Origin of the sequence: Marinobacter guineae (assembly GCF_002744735.1) — a bacterium.
GTDB classification, from domain to species: Bacteria; Pseudomonadota; Gammaproteobacteria; order Pseudomonadales; family Oleiphilaceae; genus Marinobacter; species Marinobacter guineae.
Genome location: NZ_KZ319340.1, coordinates 347,528 through 373,799 on the forward strand (window position 1 = coordinate 347,528; position 26,272 = coordinate 373,799).

A 26,272-nucleotide genomic window follows, 5' to 3' on the forward strand; every position below is an offset into this window, starting at 1 on the left:
TTGTTATTCGCCAAACCGGATGGAGACACTGCCGAGATCCTGATATCTGGCAATAACGTGGTCCCCCGGCTGCACGGCAACGGCCTCGGTTATGCCGCCACTCATCACGAAGCTGCCGGCGGGAAGGGTTTCGCCCAGGTCATGCAGAATGTTGACCAGCATGGCAACGGCTTCCGCGGGATTGCCAAGCACGGCCGCGGATGCACCCATGCCAATCACTTCGCCGTTCTTCTCCATCACCACACCGAGGGTGCGCAGATCGATATCCTTCGTGTGCCGGGCACGACCCCCACCGACATAGCGCGCCGATGACCCGTTGTCCGCAATCACACTCTCAAGATCGAACTTGAAGCCTGAGAACCGCGAATCGATGATCTCGATGGCGGGCAGCACATAGTCGGTTGCTGCAATAACGTCAGCAGCGGTGACACCCGGACCCGCCAGATCCTTGTTGGTCACGAAGGCGACTTCGCATTCCACCCGCGGGTGCACCAGATCCGACGTGGAGATCACGGAATTTTCCGGCCGCGCCATCTTGTCGGTCAGGAACCCGATCGACGGCACGTTCACCCCCATCTGTTCCATCTTGGCCTTGGATGTCAGGCCGGCCTTCCAGCCCACCAGGGTGTGGCCCTGCTCGATAAACCGGCGGCGCAATTCCGATTGCACGGCATAGCCGTCTTCAATGGTCATGCCCGGGTATTCGTTGGTCAGCTTGGGGATGGCGTAGGCTCTGGTCTGAGCACCCTCAACCCGCTCACACAGACGAACAATATCTTCTCGGCTCAGCGTAACGCTCATACGGCACTCCTCCCGGCAAAACGAACGGAGCAGCTACCGATGCCGCCCACCGTACACACCAATTCATCCCCATCAACGACCGGGACCAGGTTCGACTGGGAACCCGACAGAATCACTTCGCCCGCCTTGAACGGAATACCCAGTTCGCCCAGGGTATTTGCCAGCCAGGCCACTGCGTTGGCCGGAGAACCCTGCACGGCAGCGCCCACGCCGGTCGAGAACAGCTCTCCGTTCTTTTCCAGCACCATGCCCGCCATGGTGATATCGACATCGCGAGGATCCGCCTTGCAGGATCCGATCACGTACACGCCGCAGGACGCGTTATCCGCCACGGTGTCCTGAATCAGGATCTTCCAGTCCCGGATCCGGGAATCGACAATCTCGAAACAGGGCGCCACGTACTCGGTGGCACGAATCACATCCATCGCGGTCACGCCCGGGCCCTGAAGGTCTTCCTTCAGCACAAATGCCAGTTCAGCCTCGGCTTTCGGCTGGATCAACCCACCGAGGTCGATGACGTCGCCTTCCTGATACACCATGCTGGAGGTCAGCTGGCCAAAGTCCGGCTGGAATACCCCCAGAAAATCCTGCACAGGCTTGCTGGTGACCCCGATTTTCTTGCCGACAATGCGTTCGCCGGCATCCACGCGGCGCTGAATGAACCGCAGCTGGATTTTGTAGGCATCTTCCAGGGTGATATCCGGCTCCCGTTCCGTGAAGGGCGTAATGGTTTTCCGGTCCAGAAACGCCTGGTAAAGCTCATCACCGTACTGGTCAATCTTTTGCTGATTCATAGTGGTCTCACATTTTGATGCAGACGTTGCGCATCTCGGTGTAGAACTCCAGGGAGTGAACGCCACCCTCCCGGCCGATACCGGACTGTTTGGCACCGCCAAACGCGGTGCGCAGGTCCCTCAGGAACCAGCTGTTGACCCAGGTGATGCCAACATCGACTTTTCCGGCGACACGGTGGGCGCGGGTCAGGTTTTCGGTCCAGATTGTGGTCGCGAGGCCGTAATCTGAGGCATTGGCCAGCTCAATGACTTCCTCTTCGGAATCGAACGGGCGGATATGGCAGCAAGGGCCAAAGATCTCTTCCTGAATGACTGCGGAGGATTCTGGAAGATCGGTCCAGATCGTGGGCTGCACCCAGGAACCTTCCGCCAGATCTGCCGGCATGTCCGGTACACCACCCCCGGTCACAATGGTGGCACCGTCGGCTCTGGCTTTGGCGTAGTAGGAAAGCACCTTTTCACGGTGTTCCTGACTGATCAGGGGGCCGTAGTTGACACCGGCGTCGGTCGGGCGCCCAAAGGTGACGCCTTCGGCTTTTTCCTTCAGCGCTGTAACGAAACGGTCGAAAATCGGGCGCTCCACATAGACTCGCTCTGTACCCAGGCAGACCTGTCCGGTATTGAGAAAGGAGGAACGGAAGATGCCATCGACGGCGTTGTCCAGATCGCAATCGGCGAAGACAATCCCGGCATTCTTTCCACCCATCTCGAACGACACGTCTCGAATACCGTCGGAAGCTGCCTTCATGATCGTCGAGCCGGTGCGCGTTTCACCGGTGAAGGTAATAGCGTCAACGTCTTTGTGCCGGGTCAGAAATTCCCCGGCTGAATCGGGACCAAATCCATTGATCACGTTGTAAACGCCCTTGGGCACGCCGACCTTGTTCATCACTTCACCCAACAGGGTGGCGGTCAAAGGTGTCTCTTCCGAAGGCTTGACCACCACGGTGTTGCCACAGGCCAGGGCAGGCCCAACTTTCCAGGTCATCAGCAAAAATGGCGCGTTCCAAGGCGCAACCACGCCAATCACACCCTTGGGTACACGAACACCGTAATTCAGCGCTCCGCGTCCATCCGGTGTATCCATATGGAAGGATTCGGTCGGCACATTCTTGATGATGTCTGCGAAGACTTTGAAGTTGGCCGCGCCCCGGGGAATAAAGGCGTGGGTCATGACATGATGCGGCTGCCCGGTATCGGCCATTTCGGCCGCAACAAAATCATCAAAGCGCCGGGTAATCTCATCGGCAACCCCGTACAACAGATCAACCCGGTCATTGGTGCTCAGCTGGCCCCATTCGCCAGCCAGCGCATGTTTGGCCGCGCTTACCGCCTGATCGACTTCGGCCTGGCCGGCTTCGGCGATGCTGGCGATGACCTGGTTATCCACCGGGGACCGCTTGTCAAACCGTTTGCCGATGCCGGAAGCGACAAACTCGCCATTTATGAAGTTGTTTATCTGGCGCATAGTATTTCCTGCTTGATCCTGTTTCAGATGCCCTGTTTTTAAACATCCGTGGTAGCCGGTATTACCAACCTGTCTCGAGTCTAGAATTGAACTTATATACCGTCTAATACCATTTTATGGGTCTAGCATTACCTTTTGGGTATTGAGATGGCGGGCGCGGACCGGACACCACCGGCTCACGCCCGAAGGTCAGCTGACAACCGTCAGAAACGTTTCGTGCAACTTGCGCTGAGGGTAATCCAGGCCCTGACCGAAATTGTCAAACGTCCAAGTCAGTGGCTCGTAATCCGGATAGGGCTGATAGCCACCCATGAAGGTTTCAAAACGGTTACCGGAAGGATCCCAGGCGTAGATGGTGCAACCACGGGTCACCCCGTGGCGGGTCGGACCGATGTCTACCGGCACCTCATTCATCGACATGATGTCGCCGGCGCGGAGTACCCGCTCCCAGCTCTCCATCAGGAACGAGCAGTGGTGGAGTTTGCCCGGCTCCGGGTACTCGGCAATCGCTATGTCGTGCACTTTGTGGGAACAGGACAGCCAGATTGCTGCCTCGCTGTCACCGTCCTCTCCGAGAACCCGTTCAACCAGATAGAAACCAAGCACATCCACAAAAATCTTTTTGACTTCAGCGATGTTAGGGCCATACAGCAACGTATGATCCAGCCGCACCGGCGCTATTCCTCGCTCGGAATCCGCACACCAAGGCCCCGGGTTGATCGCCGGAATGCCATTACCGACGGCGGTCTTGGTGGCGTAGAGCTCTATGTCATGGCCGGACGGCAGGGTGAATCGGACCCGCTCCCCGGTCTCCAGCAGATCGCCGGCCGGAAGACGTCGCGTTTTAATGCCGTACTCATTCAGGTCTTTTTCCAGCTGGTCCAGGGTCGCCTCATCAAGCACTTTGAAGCCGAAAAAGTCGAGGCCGGCCTGATCGGATTCCCGAAGGATGTAGCTGTTATGGTCGCGCTCATCCCAGCATTTAAAGTAGACGCGCCCCTGATCATCCCGTCCGGTCTCAACCAGGCCGAGCACATCGCGATAGAAGGTGACTGCTTTTTCGAGCTCAAGTACGCGAACCTGGGCGTGTCCTGGGCGTAAAACTCCGGTCATTGCCATGATGGGTTACCTCTCTTGTATTGTTGTGGTTGTCATCAGATAGATTTGAACAGCGGGCTGCGCACCTGTTGGGCGTCTGCGGCGGAGATGAACTTTTCCGTGTAGATGTCGCGCTCGTAAAGCCGCCCCTGCATCAGGGTAGAGATGCAGGAATCGATCATTCTCGGGGGACCACAGAGGTAGGCCTTGTTGCCACTGAAGTCATTACCAAAATGTTCTTTTGCGGCATCGTGTACATAACCACGGAACCCTTCCCAGGATGAGTCCTCGGGCTCATCCGACAGGGCCGGCACATAGGCAAAATTCTCATGCCGCCTTGCCAGTTCGAGAAACTCATTGTGGTAGTAGAGCTCTTCCTGAGAACGCTGGCCGTACACAAGGGTGATGGGCATATCAAAGCCTTCGTCCAGAAGATCAAGAATCATCGATCTGGGGCTGGAAAGGCCGGACCCACCGGCCATGAAAATCACCGGAACCTGCGCGGATTTCTTCACAAAGAACCGGCCGTAAGGCCCGCTCAATGTCAGAACGTCGCCTTCTTGCAACTGTTCATGGAGGTAAGTGGTGCCCTTACCGCCAAGAACGATCCGCACGTTCAGTTCAATTTCTCCGGATACAGACGGAGCATTGGCAATTGAGAATGCCCGATGCCCGATGTCTTCCGGCAACTCCAGATTGATGTACTGGCCGGCCTGGAACTCAACGTTCTCGCCGGATTCCGGACGCAACCAGATGCCCTTGATCGTCGGCGTGAGATCTTCAATCCGCGTGACCTCACAGCGATAATCTTTCACTGGCAGGTTACGGGCATCGGGATCTTCCTCAATCTCGGCCTCAATCACCAGGTCGCTCTCAGCGGTGGCGCAGCAGGCCAGACATTTCTGTTCCTCACGCTCGAAATCCATCAACGCGAAGTCAGAGACCTCGCCGTGCTCCACCTCACCGTCGACGACCTGGACCTTACAGGTCGCACACAGGCCATGGCAGCATGCGTGGGGCAGGTAGATTCCCGCCCGCAGAGCAGCGTCGAGTATGGTCTGGCCATCCTCAATTTCAACAGTCTGGCCTAAGGGCTCAATCGTCAGTTCGTAACTCATCGCACACTCCAGCCGTTAACCACAGATGGTATTCAGGGAAGGCGTCTTGAAACGCAGCAGAGCCTTATGTCCAATGCCATTGGCGGCCAGGGTGCCATTCCAGTCCGGCGTCCAGGGCTGATTGCCTTTGAGCCATGTCACCGTGTCCCAATCGATTTTTTCGGCGTCGGGGTCGGCAGCGAGCAGCGGGGTGACAGTGTTCTGAACCAGGTCGCGGAACACGGTCTCTGGCGAGGCACATAACAGGAAAGCCGAGGCGAACAGCAGATGGTTATCCCAGCCGAGATAGATCAGCTGATTGCCGTTGAAGTTCTCGACGCGATCCCGAGGAACCCCGGTATATTCTTTTCTGGAAACAACAGACATAGTGTATCTCCTTGTTTTTGTTTTCGAGGCCGGCCCGGTCACCAGAAACCCGGCGCCGGCCGGCCCGTCAACCTCAGTTCGAGGTAGTCATTGCGCGCCACTTCTGGAAACTGGTCTGATCATGGGATCCTTGGTAATCGCCATTATCAGATCCATTCTCCAGGCTGACCCACTTCATCCACGCCTCCAGATCGCCATTCAGCGGGTCCTGGAACAGGGCCGGCATGGGCAACCAGGCCTGGATGTATTTCTCCGGTTCTTCGTTGAAAATGTCGCAGCAGTGGTCGGAGCAGAACTGGTAGGTCTCGCCTTTGTATTCCGTCTCCCGGTGGCACAGGGTGGAAGGATCTCCCGGCTCGGTAAAAACGGTCGGCAGCTGGCAGGTCTGGCACAGTTTGGCCAGTCCGAAGTTGTTGAACGGCGTCCCTGCCTCATCCATTTTCTTGATGTGCTCCCAGCGGGGGCGGTAGTACTTGTCGAAAGTGTCCGGGTACTTCTTCGACAGCCATTCCATATCCTCATCGCTGGGAATCCAGGTATGGAAAGCGGTACCAAAGTTCCACTGGTAGAGCGCCAGCATGAACTGGTGGGACATGTGATCGACCGCTTCGCCAGCGTCTGCCCAGCCTTTGGGGGGGCGGATGCCGTAGCGGGCCAGATCATTGAACAACGCACCCCCGTTTTCTTCCCCGTAGATATTCCAGGCTTCCCGCCAGGACATCACGCGCTTCGGCAGCATGTAATCCATCATGGTGCTGACCAGACCCAGCACCCGGAAGCCACGCCAGAACCATTTGTCGATCCACTTCTGCACAATGGGCACGTTGGCCGGATCCTGCTCAAGCATGAACTTGATGCACTCCAGGCCGAGGGTCATGTGACGCGCCTCGTCGGACTGGGCGGAGAACCCGAAGGTCACGGTCGACATGTCCCCGTTATAGGCAGCACCCGACATGAACGGCACAAACAACAGGTTGGTAAGCACGTACTCGAACGAGAATCCGATCGCGATCATGAACTCAAAAGGCCCGGCCGACATGGCGTCGTCGAAGAAGGAGCGTGCCACCGATGTGTACCAGATACGATCGCGCTGGTCGGCAAACGCATGGAAGCCGCTGTAGAACTTGTTGTAGTTCGACATGGCGTGGATCTGGGTCTGGGCATGACGGATTTCGTCGATCGCCTGCATCTGGCAGGCCACCTGCGGCCCGACACCCGGGAATTCCCGGCCAGCCCTGGCAAATCCCTTGTGGGCTGCGTACTCACCCGGACTGATGGCCTGCAGGAAAATCTTAAGTGCCGAAAGATAGCGGGCATCGGTAATCTTGAGGTGGCCATTGTTCTGGGCAAACGCATCGATGATGGCGTAAAACTTGCGCTCTTTCTCGGCCTGGTATTTCCAGTAGGCATCCATGGTCAGCCGGAACGGGTCTTCCCACTTCTCCCAGTCGTGGACCTTGATACCTTCATAGGTTGCGTAGGGGAACAGGTCCTCTTTGCTTTGGTAGGACGGCTCCCACGCCAGGTCCCGGGTCAGATAGCTGTACTTCTCTTTGAGGCTCAGTTTTTTCTTGTTTACTGGCGTATCCATAATTCTATCCTCGGCGTTATTTCCAGCTCAGAGTAAACGTGTCTTCGTCTTCGGTGAGGTGACCAGACATGGTGATCAGGTTGACCTGCAGCTCCTGCAGGTCGTATTCCCGGCCGATCTGTTCCTCAATGGTTTCCCGGCGAATCACCAGCTCATCCGGCGCGTCAATCTTCACCATGGCCGGCTCCTGGTGCACCGTCGCTGAAGGGTTATCGAGCTCAATAGCTTCGATAATCGGGCGCGTTTCTTCGTTGGTCTGAAAGGCAATAAAAACGGTAGACATGATCTCTCCTTAAAGCGGAACGCCGGTTTTGGCGATGCGTGCGCGGAAGGCGTCCAGTTCTTCAGACACCATTTCATCAACTCGCTCATCCACGACTGTGTTAACTATGGGAAGCAGTGCGGAGACCGCCCGATCGCTCCAGAGATTGATCCACTCAGCCAGAACCTGGGCATTCTCCGGAGATTCAGCAGCCGCAACCTTCAGCACACCGGTGGTCCACTTTTTCGATTCGGTAAACCAGTTGGTCATGAACTGGGTCAGCATGGCCACGGCCTGGCCACCCTGCGAGGCCAGGTAGGTGTCGACCAGGCGCTCATAGACGATGGGATACAGCAAGCCGTCCAGCACCACGTTCTGGGCCACAAACACTTCAAACGGATCGCGGATGACCATGGTGTCCTCCACGTATCGGCGCAGTGATTGCCAGGCACTGTCGTTCATCCAGGTGTCCTTGCCCTGCTCGAGCGCCTCGGTTCCCCCAAGCAGCAAACCAATGCGGGATAGGTATTGGGAGATGCCCAGGTTATCCATGGCGTGGTACATGCAGGGCTGGGTGAAGACCACGCCAAAGCCGTAACCACACACCAACGCGTTGTTCTGGTTTGCGCCCCAGGCGGCATGGCGCAACGGCACCAGCAAATTCAGAGCAGTCTCTTTAAGATCAACGGGGAGCATGTCCTGCAGGCCCCTGGCCTCAACAAAGGCAAAATTTGCCTCCATATTTTCCTGCTGGCGAGAACGGGCAAGCGTGTAGGTGCTGTAGTAGAACTGCCTCGGGTCTTTCAGGTCGTACCAATCTTTCATCCGGATACGGGAAAGGTTCGGATCGTAAAGCTCCTGGTCGGGATCCCAGGTCGGGCGATAATGGAGGTTTTCCGCGGCCTGGATATCGTAACTACCCTCCTGGTAGCGTGATGCGGGCTTGTCCCCGAATCGACGAGCCAGATGATCAAAGGTTTTTCTGACCGGCTCAATACTTACTGTTCTCAGGTCAATCTGCATTTGTTGTTATCCTCTGCTGTTCCGATTTCATGAGAGTGATCAGGTATTACTTGAAGCGTTTGCCGGTGGCATCCCGAAGGCTCCAGGCAAAGTCCGCCATTCGATCTTCCGGCCCTGAATCCTGGGCAGGCCCCATGGTCTGCACCTGGTTCATTTCACAGAATTCTTCAAAGGCGGGACGGGAAAGAATCATTTCGACAAAGAGCTCTGGCTCGCCGACGGCAAAGTCGAACTCGATAAATCCACCCGGGCGCTCACCGGTAATCCGGACAAAGCGGCGCTCGGTATCCAACTGGGCAGGCGTGATATCTGCCGGGAAACTGGCATCTGTCATTTGCTTCACCTCAACTGCTGGCACCGGGGCCAGGAAGTTTGGTGACATCATTTGCCCTGGTGTGCAGGGCGGGAGGCTTTTTGATGTCATGTTGTTTTTGTTTATTCACGTCGGCGCCAACGGCTGGCACTGACTCGAACAATCAGCACTTGATCGTCGTCAACTTTTTATTGCACCTGGCGTGCCAAGTCCTCATCCCTTTGTTTTATAAGCATTTTCAAGAATTAAGCAGTAGATAGGACCCGTGGCGCCTTACATTTTCGAACGTCATTCAAGGCTGCCTTACAAATTTGAACAGCGGTATCGCCTGCATCGGCTTCGCGCTTTCCCACACAGCCAAACATGCAGAAAAGGATTCAACATTTCATGAATAGGTTTTTTCAGTTTTGGAAAGTACTGGAGAGCCCTCCGGGGAAGGCTCCCGATAAGAAGTTGAAGAGGGGTGAAGTTGAAGAGCGCTATAGAGAAAACACGATTGCGAAAGGCCCCCATGAGATGCCAGCCAACGCTAACTCTACGGGGATTTTTCGGCGCTGTTTTTTAGTCGGTAGGCCAACTGCCGCCTGGAGACACCCAGCAGTTTCGCGGCATGGGTAAGATTGCCATCGGCTTTCTGAACCGCCATATCCATCAACATCAGTTCGTGGCGGCCCAGATCAAAACCATCTTCCAGCAGTTTCTCAGCCAGGCGCACTTCCTGTTCCGAAGCCTGACTACTGACAATTCCTTCTTTGCCCACCGCGACCTCGCCATGGCGTTCAGCGCCGGAAATGAATACGTGATCCAGCTCAATACACCCGCCGTTGGGAGCCAGCAACACGCCTCGTTCAATCAGGTTTTCAAGCTCACGAACGTTGCCGGGCCAATCGTATTCCATTAGGCCGTGGGCCGCTTTGTCGGACAAGCCTTTAATGGTCTTGGAATAGGCCGGCGCGTATTTGGCGATCATGGCTTCCGCCAACAAGGGAATGTCGGACTTGCGATCCCTCAAGGGTGGGATATTGACCGGATAGGTTGAAAGACGGTAGTACAGGTCGGACCTGAACTTTCCCGATGCGATGGCATCCTGCAGGTTAACATTGGTCGCGGCGACCAATCGGACATTTACCTTGATGGTTTTGTCGTCGCCCAGTCGTTCCACTTCACCGGTCTGGATAGCCCGCAACAACTTTACCTGGGCAGAGAGCGAGAGGTCGCCAATCTCATCAAGAAACAGCGTGCCACCATCGGCACGCTCAAACCGGCCTCGGCGAGACTCCTCCGCCCCGGTGAATGCGCCTTTTCGAACCCCGAACAGCTCCGATTCGATCAAGTCATGGGGAATGGCAGAACAGTTGACCGCGATAAAAGGCTTCTCGGCCCGGCTACTGTGCTTGTGGAGCCAATGAGCGAAAACTTCCTTGCCAACCCCGGTTTCGCCGAGTAAAAGCACGTTGATCGGGCTATCGGCAGCGCGCTCAAGAAGATTGAATGCACTCCTGAAGGCCTGGGACTCGCCAATCAGGTCGCCTCTGCCACGCTGAAGGCCCAGGCTCTCGCGCAGCGAGGATACTTCTTCCCTCAGTTCCTGAATTTCACGATCGATGTTGTCCGGCCTGAACAGTTTGACGTATTCCTGATCGTCCCATTCTTCAGCTGGCTTGCCGACTATCGAACACTTGTCATCGCCGCAGCACAGGCACTGCTCTTCCCGAAAAACGACAAACCGGTTGAAGAATCGCGTTACATATCCGGAGGCGTAGCCGGCGAGCGTCCAACACGCGGCTTGATCCCCTACTCCGAAGGCCTGGATGTGGGATTCCGCCTCCCATGATCCCTGCCAATCCACCGTTCCGAAAAAAGTTCCATTGTCCCAGTCGATGTCCGCCTCGGTAATGGTTGCCTTCACCAGGCCCTCGAAGGCGTGCAATTGCGGACCAATCAGGAAGACATCATAAGGCTCGCCAGTACCGGTAAGCTTTCTGGCAAGATCGGCGTCCCGTTGCCCGGATTCAAAGCCCATTCTCAACAGCAGACCTTTCGCCCTCTGTACCCCCAGGGACTGGATCAGCTCTTTGCGCAACGCACCCAGGGCCGAGGCGTGCAGCAGCAACATCCGGCTCTCATCCAGCCAGATATTGCCTTCGTCAATATTAAAGCGAAGATGGGATCGCAGATTGAACTGCTCCATGAGTTTTTGAGCAGACATGGTGCCCCCTGGATCATAAGCATCAATCCTCGCCGAGCTTCCGTGTCTGAATGCGATTCTGGCGGGAGTTACTTCTGTTTTTGTAATGCAGGGGCCGATCTCCCTTCGGCCCTTTGAGTAAAATCAATGTATACCGATGATTTCAGCTTGTCACCGCTTTCATTTTTGGCACCAGCAGGAAGCGGGCAAGTGCGGGCAGGAGAATGAGCGCGCCCAGCATGTTCCAAATGAACATAAAGGCCAGCAGGAAGCCCATATCCGCCTGGAACTTGATCGGCGAAAAGCCCCAGGTCATGACGGCGACACCCAGAGTGACCCCGGTCAGTATCACCACTTTGCCGGTAAACAGCAGAGCCCCATAGTAGGCCTCAGAAAGCGACTCGCCGGTCTTGAGCCTGGCCAGAGTCACCGACAGGATATAAAGGGCATAGTCGACCCCGATGCCCACACCCAGAGCAATTACCGGTAGAGTAGCCACCTTGATCCCGATATCCATCCACACCATAAGCGCCTGACACAGTGCCGAGGTAATCATCAGAGGAACAACCGCACAGACCACCGCACGCCAGGAACGAAAGGTCACAAGCGCCAACAGGATAACGGCTGCGTAGACCAGTACAAGCATCTGGACATTGGCTTTTTCCACCACAATATTGGTCGCAGCCTCAATCCCCGCGTTACCCGCTGCGTTCAGGAACTGGATGCTGTCGGTACTGTACATCTGAGAAAACTCTTCGGCGACCTTGACCACGCTGCTCAGGGTGTCGGCCTTGTGATCCTTTAGGTAAGCGAATACCGTCAACAAATCACATTCCTGATTGAACATTTCCCTGGGCGCACGGGTAACAATTGCATTCAGCATGCCCTGGGATTTTGGTATACCCCACCATTTCATGCTGCCCTCGTTCATCCCGACGTTGGCAACCTTTGCAAGCCCGGCGAGGGATTGCGTCGACTCCACCCCCGGTAGTTGTTTCAGCCGCCGCTCAAGGGCATCAACAACCCTCAGGGTATCGTAATGCGCGCACGCATACTGCTCGGTTTTGACCATGACCACGTACACATCGCTGCTCGCGGCGTAATTGTTGACCATGAATTTATTATCAAGGTTGTACTGTGAATTGGCCCTGAGTTCTGGCGCACCGATGCCGGTATCGCCAATCTTCACATTGGACCCTACGAATAGCCCCACACCACCGAGGAGCGCAAACACCAGGATGGTCACGCCAGCAACCTTCCGCTCCGTAAACCGATCCAGGAGCGCCCAGACAGGATGCTTGGAATGAGTCTTGTCATTCAGGTTTGCAATGTCCGCCTGAACACTGCGAACTGCAGCTTTCGCGTTTACACCTGTGTATGAGAGCAACACTGGCAACAGAATGAGGTTGGTAAATATCAGTGCAGCCACGCCAATACTCGCCGTAACCGCCAGGTCCTGAATGACCGGAATATCAATAACCATCAATACCGCAAAGCCAACCGCATCAGAAACCAGAGCCGTTAACCCTGCAACGAAAAGGCGCCTAAAAGTATGCCGGGCCGCCACCAAACGGTGCGTTCCCCGTCCGATGTCTTGCATGATGCCATTCATTTTCTGGGCACCGTGACTCATCCCGATCGCAAAGACGAGGAAGGGGACGAGGATCGAGTAGGGATCCAGACCATAGCCCAGAACACTCAGCAACCCCAGCAGCCACACGACAGCCACCATGGAACAGGCAACAACCAGGACGGTACTGCGCAGACACCGGGTATAGAAAAACAGGACCAGCGTGCAGATTGCAATCGTCAACGCCAGAAAGAGCAGTACCTGCTGCATACCACTAATGAGATCGCCGGTCACTTTGGCAAAACCGGTGATGTGCACGTTTACACCGGCGGTCTCATACTTGTCCCGGAACACCTCCAGCTGCTGGCCAAGCTCGTGATAGTCGATTTTCTCGCCGGTAACCGCATTGGTTTCCTGAAGCGGCACGAAAATCACTGTGGAGCGATAGTCCTCTGCGACCAGTTGTCCAATCTCGCCGGATCGCTCAACGTTCTGGCGGACCTGATCAATGCTTTCTGCCGACCCGTCATAGTCAGAGGGAATGACCGGGCCACCATCCAGCCCCACCTCCGTAACACCGGACCAGCGAACGGCAGGTGCCCACAGGTGCTTCATATAGGGCCGATCAACGCCCGGCAGCAGGAAGACTTCCTCACTCAGCTTTCGCAAGGTTTCCAGGTACGCCTGATCAAAAATTGTGCCTTCCCTTGCCTCAACCGCGATACGCAGAGAGTTCTCGATGCCAGCCAACTCACTGCGATTCTGGAGATAATTCACGATAAAGGGGTGGTTCGTCGGAATCATCTTCTGGAAGGCTGCATTCATGGTGAGATCGCGAGCCTGGAAGCTCAGTAACAGGGTAATCACCAGGCACACCAGAACGACAGCCATGCGGTTATTGAACAGCAGCCTCTCAACGACATTTCCCGAGCGGGTATCAAAATCCTCAAGCCGCCGAATGATGTCGGGGCTATGCTTGTGGGCGCTCATGTTCATGGGCTTATTTGAACTCCGTATTATCAAGTTCCAGACGCTTCAGTCCCCTGGCAGTCGACATCACCAGGCCACCGCCGGAACTCAGGATCAGGTCGGTAATGGCGGCGTCTGAAGCTTGAGCCAGCTCACGGATGTGTTCGCTATCGCGGGGCTTGACGAACAATCGACCGGTCACGTCGCCCAGAACAATACCCATGGGTGTTGCAACCCCGGCACTGAACGAGGCCTGCGAGCCTGTCTGAAGCCGTGCCCAGTGACTCCCGTCACCGATCCAGACATTCCCCCGCAACCCGAATAGAAGGAATTGCCGGGAACCCGACGCAACGCCCCCAAAGAACGTGCCTTCATAGTCGATGGGCAGTGATTCGAAAACGTCGGCGTTGCCCAGTGAACGCGAGACCAGCCCTCGCTCCCCGACAATGAGGGCTTCGTTTCCAGGAGAAGGCACATACTGATACAGGTGGTAGGAATTCGGGTTACCCGTCGCTGAAAAGGCCGATGCCCAGGATTGGCCGCCATCAAGGCTGTGAAGAGCAATGCCATAAGCGCCGAGCAGCCAACCTTCGCCGGCCGCCGAAAAGTGAATATCCAGAATGGGCTCGTCTCCGGTCAGATAGCTGGCATTTCGCTTGATTGCCGCAGCTCCGGGCTCAGTCTCGGATAACGACTGGACCGCCTCCCCGATGGTCGCCACGACGTCCTGGCCGGTCATTACCCTGACCCACTGATCACCTGCCGTTTCTGTCCGCAGCACAGTGCCGAAATGGCCAACGGCCCAGCCCTCTGTTTCAGAGGTGAACTCCACGTCGGTCAGGGTCACACTGACCGGAACATCGGAAGCCTGAGACCAGCTTTGGCCATCATCATCGGACAACAGAATGATGCCCTGCTCTCCGACCGACACCAGTCGGTCCCCTGCCCTCGCCACTGCCAACTGGACAGAATGGGCTGCACCTTCAACACGCATTGCAGGCAATTCGGTCAAGTCAGGCAAAACCTCTCTGACCTCCTGCGCATGCAAACCCAGAGGGGTCTGCATCAGCATCAGTCCCGTCATTATTGACGCTACGAACCCAGAACCTGTCTTTCTCATCGTTACTTCACCCGATATTAACCATCTCAGTTGCCAAACCTTTTATGCAGGCACCCGCCATCGGGTGCCTGCAGTCCAGATCAGCGCATGGCTTCGGCGGCAACAGCATCGCCGGTAAAGTAGGTTTCAGGTTTGGTGGGAACAACGTCCAGGTATTCGTCCTGCAACGCCTGGATAATGCTCAAGGTGTTAGCCTGGAGGTTGAACACCAGCGTCGTTTTCAGCATCGTTGCCGGAACGGTGGGAACAACAAACGGCGTGGTCATAGAGGCTCTCCAAAGGGTTCCCTCTGAGTCGTAACCATCGGCAAGAGCAATCAGCCAGGTGTCCTCATCGAGAAAATACCTTCTCTTGGGAACCGCATGGCGCATGCCGTCGCGTACTGTGGCTTCAACCTCCCAGACGCGATGACGTTCCCAACGAACTTTCTCGGGGTTTGCGTGGTATGCCATGTAGGCATCATCGACGCTCGCACCAATAAAGCCGTTGTTGTTGTAGGGAATAAGCATTTCGCGCTTTTGTACAAGCTTCCAATCAAAGCGATCCAGCGCGCCAAAAAAGCCCTGAACCTCGTCAAAGTAGTTTGCGCCCGAAGCGACAAAATCCGGCGTATCATAGGAGACGGTTGGGGCCTGCCGAACCCGGCGCTGGCCTACCAGGTATTGCCAGGCCTGCCTGGATTTATCCTGCTCGATGCTGTCGCGGATAACGAGGGATTCACCGGCTTTAAAGGGAGGCGCCAGGGTGTTGAAACGGAACATGGCGTACTCGCCACTCCAGCTCTCCGGCGTGACACCCTCATAGAATTGGGGATACTGGAACGCGATTTCGTTACGGGTCGCCAGAGTGTGAGAGCCATCCGAGTTACCAACGATATTCTTGAAGGTATATTCAATGGACGGTGCCTCGGTTCGGAGAAGGAAATTCCACATCACCTGAACGCCCGATTGCGGGATGGGGAAAGGCGTTCCACCCGCACAGCCTTCAAGAGAGTATCCACCATCAATGGTCTCGCAGCGAGTGGCGTTGGCATAGGCACTGTCATAGACGGACTGGGGATGTGCGCCCGTCCGGTGCGTGGGATAGACATTCAGGTGAAAGGTGTCCGGATATTTGTTCAGCAGTGCTTTCACACCTTCCGACAACACATCCCCGTACTCAGACATATTGGATTTGGTCACTTTGTACAGAGGCTTTTCATCTTCAAAAATCTGGGCGGGAATATCTCCCATATGCTTGCCCGGGAGAGCGTCGGTAATGCCACCGGTCCATTCGGGAATGGTTCCGTCTGCATTGCCGGCACGTTCTGCGCCAACCGGCGTTAGCTCGTTTTTCAGGCTCTCAGCCTTTTCCGCAGAAACTGCTGCAAAAGCGCCTGTTGTTCCCAAAGCAAGGACGGAGGCAATGACTACTGCGATCTTGTTTTTTTTCATGACAAACTCCTCATTACACCTTCGTGTAACCGACCATCAGAATGTGCGTTGAATAGAGAGGGAAACGAAGTCCCGATCACCGTGAAAGTTCTCATAGGAAAGTTCGGGCACGGCAGTGTTGTATTTGATAATGGAACCCGCCGCTCCGTAGTAATGCGTATAGCTGAGGCCAGCCTGCCAGGTCCTCTGGTAATCCGCGGTAATCCCGAGGCTCACATTTCCGCCGTGCTCTGAGGGAAACAGTGCCCCATTGACAGAAGAACGACCGTCAACTCCGTAGCTGGCGCCAATGGGAGCTTTCAGGTCGAGACCGGGGGCGACCTGGAAAAATTCAGGCGTGAACAGGAATTGGACAGCGGTTGCGTCCCGGGTCGCACTGGGGTCCAGCTGACCCGCGTTTTCGGAAATACTCAGGCGCCGGTTGAACGCCATCTCCGCGAGCAAGGACGCACCGTCCCAAAGGGCACTTTCGTTGAACACGTTGATCATCGAAAGGTTTGCATGGAAGGTCCTACCAACGGGGTAGGCTGCGTTGTCTCCATTATCCGCCGTTGTATTCCCTGGCAGGATTACGGTGTTGCCCGAAGCCACCAATGGCATGTCGTCACGGAATGACACTTCCGCAGCAACGTTCGCCTCGCCAATCAGCGTGCTCAAGCTGGCACCTACCATCTTGATATCCTCCGCATACGTGAGGAGGTAATCACCAATGCTACCCGGCTGTACGTTCACGCCAGGGCGAACATAAAACTGAGGCATTTTGTCGTGGTATTGGGCTGCGTATAGGCCGAGGTCGTAATCGCCGGCTTTCATCTTGAGCTGGGCACCAAACTGGCCGCTGTCGCTGGCTTCCTGGTCACTGCCACGAAACACTGATTGCCCTGGTCCGAGAATGATGGTTTCGCCACCCTCGTCCGCAAAATCGGCAAAACTGAAATAGCTTCCGGAGGCCGGCAACTTGGTTTTTCGCCACTCGAACTGATAGTAGGCTCCCAAGGATATTTCAGGGCTCAACTGTAACTGGGCGGAGAACTGGTTGATCGGTCGCAGAATTTCCTGGAAACGGGAATTGGGAACGGAAAGTGCCTTAACCAGATCCAGAGATGTCTGCCCGGCTGCCACTCCGTTTGATCCAAAGAACAGGCTTTCACCATAGAGCTGGGTAAATCGGCCAGCCTTGACGTTCAGACTCTTCTGACCGAGGTAGAAGTTACCGAAAGCAAACGCATCCAGAAGCTCGGCGTCCCGCCCATGCAGTTCTTCGGTTTCATCGGTGAACTCATCGGTATCCACAGAGCGGGGGTTATACAGCGCTCCGCCCAGAGCTCCGGGATTGTCATGCTCGGTGTTGTAGACAGAGTCATACCAGGCAGCACCGCTCACGCGGAAACCGTAACGGCGCTTGTAGTTGAAGTTGAATTCCGAGAGGAGATCGACGCGGTTTGAAATCAGGCCTTTGTCAAAGTTCAGGTCACCATCATTGGTGTTTGCCTGGACGCCAATGGAGTTATCGGCGACTTCCGAATCCTGATCCTCGACACGCCAGGCTGCACTGTACTTGAGCGTGTTGTTCCAGCTCATTCGAATATCACGGTTGCCGCTATCGATGGTCATAGCGTTGACGCTGCCACAGAATGCCATGGCCACAACTGCAGTCATCGGGAGCACCGATCCCGACCCAATGCCGACCGAACGGCCTGGCATTTGAACATTGTTCTTATCAGTCATACTGTTCTCCTCACGCTAGGGAGTCTTTGTTTTTGTGGTGTAGCGTTTTCTGAGATCCGCCACTGACTCAAAGGTAAGCGCCCATCTAATTACCTTCCAATACTATATGGTGGCCTTCTCGATACCTTTTTAGTATTAAAAGGCCCGTGGCTTCGAGATCAGAAACGTCTCCGTCTACCTCAGGTTTTGGGGAGGACTTAGCTAGCCGGCAGCCACAAGGGCTTCACAGAATTGCCTGACTTCCTGATATGCCGGTCGCACCCGATGAACCCCGATTTCCCGAACTTTTGAAAAGTCTCCATGCCTGGCATCCGCCAGGACTTCATCTCGAACTTTCCGGTAGTTCGTCAGGGCGGACGTCAAAGCCGATAACGCCTTCGACTTTTGGGGACTCAGTTTCGTGGAACTCTGGGTATTGGCTAGACCTTGGTCGACAACCTTGTCCAGTTCATGTATGCGAGCAATATGCGGTAACGCCGTCTCCAAACGTTCGGAGTTCACAACCATGATATTGTGAGCCCGGATCTCTTCAACGGCATCAATGATTGAGAGTTCTGGCCCCTTGGGAACATCAAGGTTGCCTGCCAGCTCTTTCATCCCGACCAGGCTGAGCATTAATTTTCGAAGGTCGTCATTACAACCCAGGACCTTCCCATCAATTTCACGGGCAAGCTCTCGAATGGTGTTGCTGGCCTCTGCTACCTCTGCAGAAGCGCTCGCCTGCTCCAGCGCCCGTTCCGACATTTCCCGGACCGAACCTGAAACGTCCAGGGATTGGGATACTATCGATGCGATGGCATCGCTGGCCTCGTTCGACTGAACAAGCGCTTGCTGAGAGGCCTTCACCGTCTCCTGTAAATCGTACTTCAGGGAATCGATTGACTGATCAGTCGATTGAATAATCTGGGCAACACTCGTGGTCGCTTCCGAGGTTCTGGCCGCCAACTGCCTCACTTCATCGGCAACCACGGCGAAACCTCGCCCTGACTCACCAGCCCGGGCGGCTTCAATGGCGGCATTCAGAGCCAGCAGGTTGGTTTGGGAGGATATCGTTTCGATAAGAGTGACAATGCCACCGATTTTTGCCAAATGCTCCTGGACTTCCTGAAACTGTCGCTCTGATTTTTCTGCAGAGCCTTGGAGGCGCTCTGCAATAGTTTTCACTTGCAGAACCGTTTCTTCTCCTTTTTCGGCGTGCCGGCAGACCTGAGACATTGACTCGGAAGTGGCCAAAGCCGAATCGGCTATCTGCCGTATTTGCCTTGCAATAACCTCAAACGCCGCGATGTCGCTCTTTGCCCGTTCAGATTGCCGGTGGGTGTAGCCCACAATCGTGGTGAAACCCGACACTATCGTGCCCGTCGCAACCGTTAAGTCCCGAGAGGTAGCGCTGATTTTTCCGGCCGACTCAATCTTGCCTTCCAAAATACGTGAGAGCATCCGGATTTTATCTGGCACGCCTGTTTTCTGGGGAATGCCCTCCGGCACAAAGTGCCCGAGCAAACCGTCTATAACCTCACCGACCTCAGCCGCATTGGACCCGGTTCGATACAGCCAAAACCCTACCATAGCCGCAATGACCAGCCAGAAGGCTGCCGCAACCAAAGGATTCCCCAGAAACAATGAAAAAATGCCTACTACGGCGGTGACAAAAAATCCCGCCAGACAACCCAAAAACCGTTTCGACATAGCCCGCCCCGCCTTAATCCTTACCGGCCGGTGGTCAGCGCCGGCCTGGATTTTTTCGCTGTTCAATTTCTGATTTGCGGAGCTCGCTGGCAAACACCCCACCAATGCACCAGTCCTCGGGTTCAACACGGATGCACCGCCCGCGCACCACATCAACATCCACTTCCAGGACGCGCTCAATCAGCTCGCTGAATTCCCGTGCGATCTTCTGCCTTTGTTCAAGCGACCGGCCTTCCAGCACAATAAACTCGAAGAACACCGAATGCGGGCCCGGCACCTGTCCACTGGTGGCAACCGCATTGTCTTCATGGGGCACATAAAAGGCCCGGACCCGATCCAAGGGACATTCCAGAATCCTGGCGTAGATCTCTGAAGCCCGGATCAGAAACGTCTCCACAACCGAATCCGGTTGACGCAACCCCGAAACATGAAACTTGACGACTGGCATAAGAATTCTCCCTATGGCAAACCGCGACGACGACCGGAGTCGAGCATCAACGTGGATCCTGTCATGGCGTCAGCCTCCTCATCCAACAAGAGTGAAACTGCCCAGGCGACCTGCTCAGGCGTTGTAAATTGCGAAATGGATGATTCCGACAACATTTGATCCAGCACCTGCTGAACGGACATGCCACCCTGCTCCGCCCGGGCAATAGCCACCGCTCTCAACCGTTCTGTCTCGGCAGGCCCCGGGGCAACGACGTGTGCCGTAATACCGCGGGGCCCATAACCCAGGCTTAGCTGACGCACGACATTAACCAGAGCCGCGTTCGCTACGCCGGCAGAAGCGGCGTAAGCGGTCGGCTCCAACCCGTAGTGGCCGCCAATCGCTATGATTCTCGAGCCTTTGGACATGTGTGATTCCGTGGCGCGAACCACTCGCAGCAGGCCGCCAACCTTGATATTGACGGCCTCGTTGAGGATCTCGATGTCAGCATCCAGTATTCCGCCAGCAACACCGACACCCGGTCCATGTACCACGGCCCTGACCGGGCCGGTGAGGGCCCGGGCGATCAGCTCGGTCGATTCTCCGGAGGACACATCAGCGCAACAGATTCGGATGCCTGGCAACTCCTGCTGAAGAGCCTCTAGAGCACCCGTGTTTCGGGCAACCGCGAGCACATCCAGCCCTCGACCCAACAATTTCGAGGCAATGACTCGACCGAAGGCGCCTGTGGCCCCAATAACAACGGCGATCCCGGCGGCTCCGTCACATTTCAGGTCCTCTGTATGACTCACCATATTGTCCTGGCCCATAATCGTCTTGCTCTCGGTTGTTGCAGGGGACACTCGAATACGGTGTCCGGAGACAGGGGTGTTTGAATGAACTTGAGTCTAGAAACTGAAAAATATACCGTCTAATACCATTTGGATGGTTTCTCCATACCTTTTCTGCATGAAGACAGAGGCGTTTAAGCCATGGACCTGAGAAAACTCCGCTATTTTCTGACCGTGGCCGAGGAAAGAAATCTTGGGCGCGCGGCCACACTGCTACACATCTCCCAGCCCCCTTTAACCCGGCAGATCCATCAGCTTGAACAGGAACTTGGGGTGCAGCTGTTCAACCGCACGCCAAAAGGCATGGAACTTACGGAAGCCGGGACGTTGCTGGCCCAGGAAGCGCGGAACATTTTCTCGCTCGTACAGCAGGCATCCGAAAAAACCCAGAGAGCCAGTCAGGGCCGGCTGGGACGCCTGGACATTGCAGTATTCGGTTCCGGTGTTCTTGATACTATTCCCCGGCTGTTACTGCGTTTCAAGCAGGATTATCCCGAAGTAAAAGTTGTCCTTCATACCATGGAGAAAGAAGAACAGATTCAGGCTTTAAGGCAGCACAGAATCACGGTGGGCTTCAACAGAATGTTAAAACCCCTGCCCGATCTCACTAGTGAACTCGTCAACAGGGAAAGACTGTTGCTTGCCGTCAACGAAAACAGTCCGCTTGCGACACAGTCTGTGATCAAATTTCGGGAGCTGGCGGACTACCCAATGGTCCTGTTCTCATCAAGTTCACGTCCCAACTTTGTGGATAAAGTGATGTCACTTTGCTATGCCGCAGGCTTCACACCCGAAATCACTCAGGAGGTTGGTGACGTCGTGACGGGCGTCTCGCTCGTAGCCAGTGGATTCGGCGTGTGTCTGGTTTCAAAATCGGCGTCATCGCTCTCATTACCCGGAGTAGTGTATCGAGAGATTTCGGATCTGCCGGAAAACGCGACCATAGACCTCTCATGCGTCTTCAGGTCGGGCGATGATTCCAGGCTCTTGACATCCTTCCTGGAGACTCTCCGGAACTTCAAGCGTGAGGAGATGATCGGGGAGGTGGAGTGAAGGCAGGCCGCACCCGGAAGGTGCGGCTCTTGAAGCTTTACTGCTTATCAGAAATGAATAACTGTCCGAATACTCTTACCCTCATGCATCAGGTCAAACGCCTTGTTGATGTCCTCAAGCGGCATTTCATGGGTAATAAACACATCCAGCGGAATCTCGCCCTTCTCGGCCTTTTCCACATAACCCGGCAGCTCGGTACGACCTTTCACACCACCGAAGGCTGAACCGCGCCAGACCCGACCGGTCACCAGCTGGAACGGGCGGGTACTGATTTCTTCGCCAGCTCCGGCCACACCGATGATGGTCGATTCACCCCAGCCCTTGTGACAGGCCTCAAGCGCCGCTCGCATCAATTTAACGTTACCGACACACTCAAAGGTGTAGTCAGCGCCGCCGTCGGTCATCTCGACAATCACTTCCTGGATCGGCTTGTCGTAGTCGTTGGGGTTGACCACATCGGTGGCACCCAGCTGTTTGGCGATATCAAACTTGCCCGGGTTGATGTCGACACCAATGATCCGGCCGGCCTTGGCCATCTTGGCGCCAATGATGGCGGCCAGACCAATGCCACCCAGACCAAAGATGGCCACAGTCGCGCCTTCCTCAACCTTGGCGGTGTTCAGCACCGCACCGATGCCAGTGGTTACGCCACAGCCCAGCAGACAGACCTTGTCCAGGGGCGCTTCCTTGGGAATCTTGGCCAGGGAGATTTCCGGCAGCACGGTGTATTCAGAGAAGGTGGAGCAACCCATGTAGTGGTAAATCGGCTGGCCTTTGTATGAGAACCGGGAGGTGCCATCCGGCATCACACCCTTACCCTGGGTTTCACGCACCGCACTGCACAGGTTGGTCTTGCCGGAGGTACAGAATTTACACTTGCCACATTCAGCGGTGTACAGCGGAATCACGTGGTCGCCCACTTGCAGCTCCTTCACACCCGGGCCGACAGCTTCGACAATACCACCGCCTTCATGGCCGAGAATGGTGGGAAACAGACCTTCGGGATCTGCGCCAGACAGGGTGTAAGCGTCGGTGTGGCAAACACCGGTAGCAACGATGCGCACCAGAACCTCGCCTTCCTGCGGCGGGGCCACATCAACTTCAACAATTTCCAGCGGCTTGTTGGCTTCAAACGCCACCGCGGCTCGGGATTTAATCACTGGCAGGCTCCTCTGGATCAATTGGGAGTCTCGGCTATTGCGGACCCCGGTTGTTTGACGGATTCTAGACGACCGGTCTACTATAGCAAACATGACCTCGAACGACACCCGCACTCACATTATCCACACCGGCGCAGACCTGATCGGCCACAAGGGCTTTGGCGCGACGGGCATTAATGCCGTGCTGACGGCAGCCGGCGTACCCAAGGGGTCGTTCTACCATTACTTTAGCAGCAAGCACGATTTCGGCCTGGCGGTCATTGATACTTTCGCGGAGGAATACGACGCCAAACTGGATCGGATTCTCAACGACACCAGCCGCTCCTGCGTCGACCGCCTGCGAGCCTACTTCGACACCGGCTTTGAAACCATGACCAGCTGTGAGTACACCCGGGGCTGCCTGATCGGCAACCTGGGCCAGGAGTTGGCGGGGCAGAACGAAGCCTTTCGACAACGGCTGGACACGGTGTTTGCCAGTTGGGAAAAACGCTTCGAGCAGTGCCTTCGTGACGCCCAGCAGGCCGGGGACATCAGTGCCGATATCGACCCGGCAGACGCCGCCAGTTTTCTGCTGTCCGGCTGGGAAGGCGCCATTCTTCGCTCGAAGGTCCTCAAGTCCACAGAACCCATGGAGCGGTTCGTGCGAGTCTTTTTCAAGCAGTGCCTGAACATCGGCTGAAATTTTTTTCGATCATCGACTAGTAGACTGGTCTAATTAATATCGTTTAATCCTGAAGGAGGATGCCCGATGAGCAACCAGAACGATCCACTTTTCCAACCGTACCATCTGGGCGAACTGGCCCTGCCCAACCGGGTTCTGATGTCGCCACTGACACGCTCCCGCTCAAGCCAGCCCGGGGATATCCCCAACGACATGAACGCCCGTTACTATCAGCAGCGTGCCAGCGCTGGCCTGATCCTCAGCGAAGCCACCCAGGTGTCGCCACAGGGCAAGGGCTATGCCTTTACTCCCGGCATTCATTCGCCGGAACAGGTTGAAGGCTGGAAGAAGGTAACCGGGGCGGTGCACATGGCCGGCGGCCGAATCCACATGCAGCTGTGGCACGTGGGCCGGATTTCCCATCCGGACCTGCAACCGAACGGTGAAAAGCCCGTTGCGCCGTCTGCCATCAGGCCAGAAGGCGCCAAAACCTTCATCAGTGCCGACTCCGGCATGGTGGATATTCCGGAGCCCCGGGCCCTGGAAACCGCGGAAATGGCCGACATCGTCGAGCAATACCGCCAGGGCGCACTGAACGCAAAGGAAGCAGGCTTTGACGGCGTTGAAGTCCATGCTGCCAACGGCTACCTGCTGGACCAGTTCATCAAAAGCGGCAGCAACCAGCGCACCGACGAATACGGTGGCTCGGTGGAAAACCGCCTGCGTCTGCCGCTGATGGTGGTCAAAGCTGTTATCGACGTCTGGGGCAAGGACAAAGTCGGGGTTCGCGTCAGCCCCACCGGCAGCTTCAACGCCATGGACGACGACAACCCGGTCGAGACCTTCGGCACCTTCGCCCGGCACCTGAACGACCTGGGCATTGCCTACATCGAAGTTGTGGAAGATTCCTTCCAGGGCAATCACGCAAACGGCCGCCCGGAAGAAGTCATCGACGCCATCCGTACCGGCTTCAGGGGCACCTACATTGCCAACGGCGCCTACACCGCCGAAGAGGCCCGGAAGCGCATCAATGAAGGGCGCTGCGATCTGGTGACCTTCGGTCGCCCGTTTATCGCCAACCCGGATCTGCCGGAGCGCTTCCGCCAGAACGCGCCCCTGAACGAGTGGGACGACAGCACTTTCTATGGCGGTGACGAACACGGTTACACCGACTACCCGACGCTGAAGGAACTCGAAAAAAGCGCCTGAACAGACGCTTTCAATTTCAAAGGAGACAAACCATGAGCAACACCAACGACCCGATCAATAGCAAAGTCGTGATTATCACCGGCGCCAGCAGTGGTCTCGGTGAAGCCACTGCCCGCCGCCTGGCCGACCGGGGCGCCAGACTGGTGCTCGCCGCCCGCCGGGAAGACCGTCTGAAAGCCCTGGCCGAGGACCTGAAATCCAGGGGCGCCGAGGCAATCTGGCAGGTCACCGATGTGACCGACCGCGCCCAGGTCGAATCCCTGGCCGCCGCGGCAAAAAAGGCCTTCGGCAGGATCGATGTACTGATCAACAACGCCGGCCTGATGCCTCTGGCGCCGCTGGACGCCCTGAAGGTCGATGAGTGGGATCAGATGGTGGACGTCAACATCAAAGGCGTGATGTATGGCATCGCGGCGGTGTTGCCGACCATGCGAGAACAACACAGCGGACACGTCATCAACCTGTCGTCCGTCGCCGGCCACAAGGTGTTTCCGGGCGCTGCTGTCTACTGCGCCACCAAATACGCAGTCCGCGCACTGTCCGAAGGACTGCGCATGGAGGCCGGTGACGAGATCCGCAGCACCAACATCTCGCCGGGTGCGGTGGCGACTGAGCTCACCAGCACCATCACCGATCCGGACGCCAAAAAGGCGGCGGACGAGCTCTACGAGGTGGCGATTGATTCCGACGCCGTGGCCCGGGCCATTGTCTATGCCATCGAACAGCCCGCGGACGTCGATATCAACGAAATCATCCTGCGGCCCACAGCCCAGGAGTTGTAAGATCTTCGCAATTGGTTAAATCCTCCGCAACGCCGCCCGACAGGAGCGGCGTTGCGGAGGATCAACGGCCAATCTGGTCGATCGCCGCCAGCACATCGCTGGCGCCGTCCTGGATCTCGGCCACAATGCTTTCTACCTCGGCTACCTGTTTCCGGCCTTCAACTGCTTTCTCCAACACCTTGCCGATCTGATTTTCAACGCCTCCGGACAACTCCAGAATCGTGTGAATCACGTCAGCTATCTCCTGAGTGGCCGCGCCTGTATTGGCCGCCAACTTCCGAACTTCATCTGCCACCACCGCGAAGCCCCGGCCATGGTCACCGGCACGGGCAGCCTCGATGGCGGCGTTCAGCGCCAGAAGATTGGTCTGATCAGCGACAGCAGCAATGGTATCCACCATTCTCTCAATACTCTGAGAACGTTCGTTTAACTCTGCGATAATCGCCTTCGCCTTGTCGACACCTTCCTCGATCTGTTCAGAGGTAGATCGGGAGTACTGGAGCGCCTCTCGTGCACGCCCTGCGATGGCTGCGGTTTGAGTTGCCGTCGTCGATGCAACACCAGCGGCATCCTGGGTTTGTATAGCCTTCTCCACCCT

At 56.2% G+C, this 26,272-nt stretch carries 24 protein-coding genes; 4 read left to right on the forward strand and 20 right to left on the reverse strand.

Annotated features, from left to right (window positions below; translation table 11 throughout):
* Positions 1-3 precede the first annotated feature (3 nt).
* The 18 genes from dmpH to CLH62_RS09785 all read right to left on the reverse strand — a co-directional run bounded on the left by dmpH (position 4) and on the right by CLH62_RS09785 (position 20,821).
* Positions 4-801 (reverse strand): 2-oxo-3-hexenedioate decarboxylase, encoded by a 798-nt coding sequence (gene dmpH, locus CLH62_RS09700; protein ID WP_099617961.1) that lies wholly within the window; start codon positions 799-801, stop codon positions 4-6.
* The gene (gene dmpE, locus CLH62_RS09705; RefSeq protein WP_099617962.1) at positions 798-1,595 is read right to left on the reverse strand and encodes a 2-oxopent-4-enoate hydratase; all 798 of its coding nucleotides are present in this window, start codon (positions 1,593-1,595) and stop codon (positions 798-800) included. The genes dmpH and dmpE overlap by 4 nt, the downstream gene beginning before the upstream one ends.
* A 7-nt stretch (positions 1,596-1,602) precedes the next feature.
* Entirely contained in the window at positions 1,603-3,063 is a 1,461-nt protein-coding gene (locus tag CLH62_RS09710; RefSeq protein WP_099617963.1) for a 2-hydroxymuconic semialdehyde dehydrogenase, read from the reverse strand.
* Positions 3,064-3,252: 189 nt separating this feature from the next.
* A complete protein-coding gene (locus CLH62_RS09715) occupies positions 3,253-4,182 on the reverse strand; it encodes a catechol 2,3-dioxygenase (RefSeq protein WP_099617964.1) in 930 nt (309 codons plus the stop codon).
* A 35-nt stretch (positions 4,183-4,217) separates the two neighbouring features.
* On the reverse strand, positions 4,218-5,279 hold the full coding sequence (locus CLH62_RS09720; protein ID WP_099617965.1) for an NADH:ubiquinone reductase (Na(+)-transporting) subunit F: 1,062 nt from the start codon (positions 5,277-5,279) through the stop codon (positions 4,218-4,220).
* 15 nt (positions 5,280-5,294) lie between these two features.
* The gene (locus tag CLH62_RS09725) at positions 5,295-5,645 is read right to left on the reverse strand and encodes a phenol hydroxylase subunit P4 (RefSeq protein WP_099617966.1); all 351 of its coding nucleotides are present in this window, start codon (positions 5,643-5,645) and stop codon (positions 5,295-5,297) included.
* A gap of 73 nt (positions 5,646-5,718) precedes the next feature.
* The gene (locus tag CLH62_RS09730) at positions 5,719-7,236 is read right to left on the reverse strand and encodes a YHS domain-containing protein (RefSeq protein ID WP_099617967.1); all 1,518 of its coding nucleotides are present in this window, start codon (positions 7,234-7,236) and stop codon (positions 5,719-5,721) included.
* Positions 7,237-7,252: 16 nt separating this feature from the next.
* Complete coding sequence (locus tag CLH62_RS09735) at positions 7,253-7,519, reverse strand: MmoB/DmpM family protein (RefSeq protein WP_099617968.1); 267 nt, start codon at positions 7,517-7,519, stop codon at positions 7,253-7,255.
* A gap of 9 nt (positions 7,520-7,528) precedes the next feature.
* Positions 7,529-8,521: an aromatic/alkene monooxygenase hydroxylase subunit beta gene (locus CLH62_RS09740; RefSeq protein ID WP_099617969.1), complete on the reverse strand. Its 993-nt coding sequence runs from the start codon at positions 8,519-8,521 to the stop codon at positions 7,529-7,531.
* Between the two features lie 46 nt (positions 8,522-8,567).
* On the reverse strand, positions 8,568-8,855 hold the full coding sequence (locus tag CLH62_RS09745) for a phenol hydroxylase subunit (RefSeq protein ID WP_099618827.1): 288 nt from the start codon (positions 8,853-8,855) through the stop codon (positions 8,568-8,570).
* A 514-nt stretch (positions 8,856-9,369) separates the two neighbouring features.
* Positions 9,370-11,043, reverse strand: coding sequence for a sigma-54-dependent Fis family transcriptional regulator (locus CLH62_RS09750; protein ID WP_099617970.1), 1,674 nt, complete (start codon positions 11,041-11,043; stop codon positions 9,370-9,372).
* 142 nt (positions 11,044-11,185) lie between these two features.
* The gene (locus tag CLH62_RS09755; protein WP_099617971.1) at positions 11,186-13,588 is read right to left on the reverse strand and encodes an efflux RND transporter permease subunit; all 2,403 of its coding nucleotides are present in this window, start codon (positions 13,586-13,588) and stop codon (positions 11,186-11,188) included.
* A 4-nt stretch (positions 13,589-13,592) separates the two neighbouring features.
* Complete coding sequence (locus CLH62_RS09760; RefSeq protein WP_170005783.1) at positions 13,593-14,582, reverse strand: WD40/YVTN/BNR-like repeat-containing protein; 990 nt, start codon at positions 14,580-14,582, stop codon at positions 13,593-13,595.
* A 179-nt stretch (positions 14,583-14,761) separates the two neighbouring features.
* A complete protein-coding gene (locus tag CLH62_RS09765; RefSeq protein WP_099617973.1) occupies positions 14,762-16,114 on the reverse strand; it encodes a DUF1329 domain-containing protein in 1,353 nt (450 codons plus the stop codon).
* A gap of 36 nt (positions 16,115-16,150) precedes the next feature.
* A complete protein-coding gene (locus tag CLH62_RS09770; protein WP_407657781.1) occupies positions 16,151-17,773 on the reverse strand; it encodes a DUF1302 domain-containing protein in 1,623 nt (540 codons plus the stop codon).
* Between the two features lie 270 nt (positions 17,774-18,043).
* Positions 18,044-19,531, reverse strand: coding sequence for a methyl-accepting chemotaxis protein (locus CLH62_RS09775; protein ID WP_143752369.1), 1,488 nt, complete (start codon positions 19,529-19,531; stop codon positions 18,044-18,046).
* 34 nt (positions 19,532-19,565) lie between these two features.
* Positions 19,566-19,979: a tautomerase family protein gene (locus CLH62_RS09780; protein ID WP_099617975.1), complete on the reverse strand. Its 414-nt coding sequence runs from the start codon at positions 19,977-19,979 to the stop codon at positions 19,566-19,568.
* A gap of 11 nt (positions 19,980-19,990) precedes the next feature.
* Complete coding sequence (locus CLH62_RS09785) at positions 19,991-20,821, reverse strand: SDR family NAD(P)-dependent oxidoreductase (RefSeq protein WP_228152819.1); 831 nt, start codon at positions 20,819-20,821, stop codon at positions 19,991-19,993.
* Between the two features lie 129 nt (positions 20,822-20,950).
* On the opposite strand from CLH62_RS09785, the gene CLH62_RS09790 reads away from it, so the two are divergent.
* Complete coding sequence (locus CLH62_RS09790) at positions 20,951-21,862, forward strand: LysR family transcriptional regulator (RefSeq protein ID WP_099617976.1); 912 nt, start codon at positions 20,951-20,953, stop codon at positions 21,860-21,862.
* Positions 21,863-21,909: 47 nt separating this feature from the next.
* Here CLH62_RS09790 and CLH62_RS09795 read toward each other — a convergent pair whose 3' ends face one another.
* A complete protein-coding gene (locus CLH62_RS09795) occupies positions 21,910-23,022 on the reverse strand; it encodes an S-(hydroxymethyl)glutathione dehydrogenase/class III alcohol dehydrogenase (protein ID WP_099617977.1) in 1,113 nt (370 codons plus the stop codon).
* Positions 23,023-23,113: 91 nt separating this feature from the next.
* On the opposite strand from CLH62_RS09795, the gene CLH62_RS09800 reads away from it, so the two are divergent.
* The 3 genes from CLH62_RS09800 (at position 23,114) to CLH62_RS09810 (ending at position 25,674) form a co-directional block, all read left to right on the forward strand.
* Positions 23,114-23,701 carry a TetR/AcrR family transcriptional regulator gene (locus tag CLH62_RS09800; RefSeq protein ID WP_099617978.1) on the forward strand — a complete coding sequence of 196 codons (588 nt, stop codon included), beginning with the start codon at positions 23,114-23,116 and terminating at the stop codon, positions 23,699-23,701.
* A gap of 69 nt (positions 23,702-23,770) precedes the next feature.
* Positions 23,771-24,892: an alkene reductase gene (locus tag CLH62_RS09805; RefSeq protein WP_099617979.1), complete on the forward strand. Its 1,122-nt coding sequence runs from the start codon at positions 23,771-23,773 to the stop codon at positions 24,890-24,892.
* 32 nt (positions 24,893-24,924) lie between these two features.
* Positions 24,925-25,674: an SDR family oxidoreductase gene (locus tag CLH62_RS09810; protein ID WP_099617980.1), complete on the forward strand. Its 750-nt coding sequence runs from the start codon at positions 24,925-24,927 to the stop codon at positions 25,672-25,674.
* Positions 25,675-25,735: 61 nt separating this feature from the next.
* Here CLH62_RS09810 and CLH62_RS21655 read toward each other — a convergent pair whose 3' ends face one another.
* The gene (locus tag CLH62_RS21655) at positions 25,736-26,269 is read right to left on the reverse strand and encodes a methyl-accepting chemotaxis protein (protein ID WP_228152853.1); all 534 of its coding nucleotides are present in this window, start codon (positions 26,267-26,269) and stop codon (positions 25,736-25,738) included.
* Between the last annotated feature and the right edge of the window lie 3 nt (positions 26,270-26,272).

Bases quoted from the DNA above. Each gene is read 5' to 3' on its own strand.
- dmpH (WP_099617961.1), bottom strand. From the start codon at position 801: ATGAGCGTTACGCTGAGCCGAGAAGATATTGTTCGTCTGTGTGAGCGG.
- dmpE (WP_099617962.1), bottom strand. From the start codon at position 1,595: ATGAATCAGCAAAAGATTGACCAGTACGGTGATGAGCTTTACCAGGCG.
- CLH62_RS09710 (WP_099617963.1), bottom strand. From the start codon at position 3,063: ATGCGCCAGATAAACAACTTCATAAATGGCGAGTTTGTCGCTTCCGGC.
- CLH62_RS09715 (WP_099617964.1), bottom strand. From the start codon at position 4,182: ATGGCAATGACCGGAGTTTTACGCCCAGGACACGCCCAGGTTCGCGTA.
- CLH62_RS09720 (WP_099617965.1), bottom strand. From the start codon at position 5,279: ATGAGTTACGAACTGACGATTGAGCCCTTAGGCCAGACTGTTGAAATT.
- CLH62_RS09725 (WP_099617966.1), bottom strand. From the start codon at position 5,645: ATGTCTGTTGTTTCCAGAAAAGAATATACCGGGGTTCCTCGGGATCGC.
- CLH62_RS09730 (WP_099617967.1), bottom strand. From the start codon at position 7,236: ATGGATACGCCAGTAAACAAGAAAAAACTGAGCCTCAAAGAGAAGTAC.
- CLH62_RS09735 (WP_099617968.1), bottom strand. From the start codon at position 7,519: ATGTCTACCGTTTTTATTGCCTTTCAGACCAACGAAGAAACGCGCCCG.
- CLH62_RS09740 (WP_099617969.1), bottom strand. From the start codon at position 8,521: ATGCAGATTGACCTGAGAACAGTAAGTATTGAGCCGGTCAGAAAAACC.
- CLH62_RS09745 (WP_099618827.1), bottom strand. From the start codon at position 8,855: ATGACAGATGCCAGTTTCCCGGCAGATATCACGCCTGCCCAGTTGGAT.
- CLH62_RS09750 (WP_099617970.1), bottom strand. From the start codon at position 11,043: ATGTCTGCTCAAAAACTCATGGAGCAGTTCAATCTGCGATCCCATCTT.
- CLH62_RS09755 (WP_099617971.1), bottom strand. From the start codon at position 13,588: ATGAACATGAGCGCCCACAAGCATAGCCCCGACATCATTCGGCGGCTT.
- CLH62_RS09765 (WP_099617973.1), bottom strand. From the start codon at position 16,114: ATGAAAAAAAACAAGATCGCAGTAGTCATTGCCTCCGTCCTTGCTTTG.
- CLH62_RS09770 (WP_407657781.1), bottom strand. From the start codon at position 17,773: ATGACTGCAGTTGTGGCCATGGCATTCTGTGGCAGCGTCAACGCTATG.
- CLH62_RS09775 (WP_143752369.1), bottom strand. From the start codon at position 19,531: ATGTCGAAACGGTTTTTGGGTTGTCTGGCGGGATTTTTTGTCACCGCC.
- CLH62_RS09780 (WP_099617975.1), bottom strand. From the start codon at position 19,979: ATGCCAGTCGTCAAGTTTCATGTTTCGGGGTTGCGTCAACCGGATTCG.
- CLH62_RS09790 (WP_099617976.1), top strand. From the start codon at position 20,951: ATGGACCTGAGAAAACTCCGCTATTTTCTGACCGTGGCCGAGGAAAGA.
- CLH62_RS09800 (WP_099617978.1), top strand. From the start codon at position 23,114: ATGACCTCGAACGACACCCGCACTCACATTATCCACACCGGCGCAGAC.
- CLH62_RS09805 (WP_099617979.1), top strand. From the start codon at position 23,771: ATGAGCAACCAGAACGATCCACTTTTCCAACCGTACCATCTGGGCGAA.
- CLH62_RS09810 (WP_099617980.1), top strand. From the start codon at position 24,925: ATGAGCAACACCAACGACCCGATCAATAGCAAAGTCGTGATTATCACC.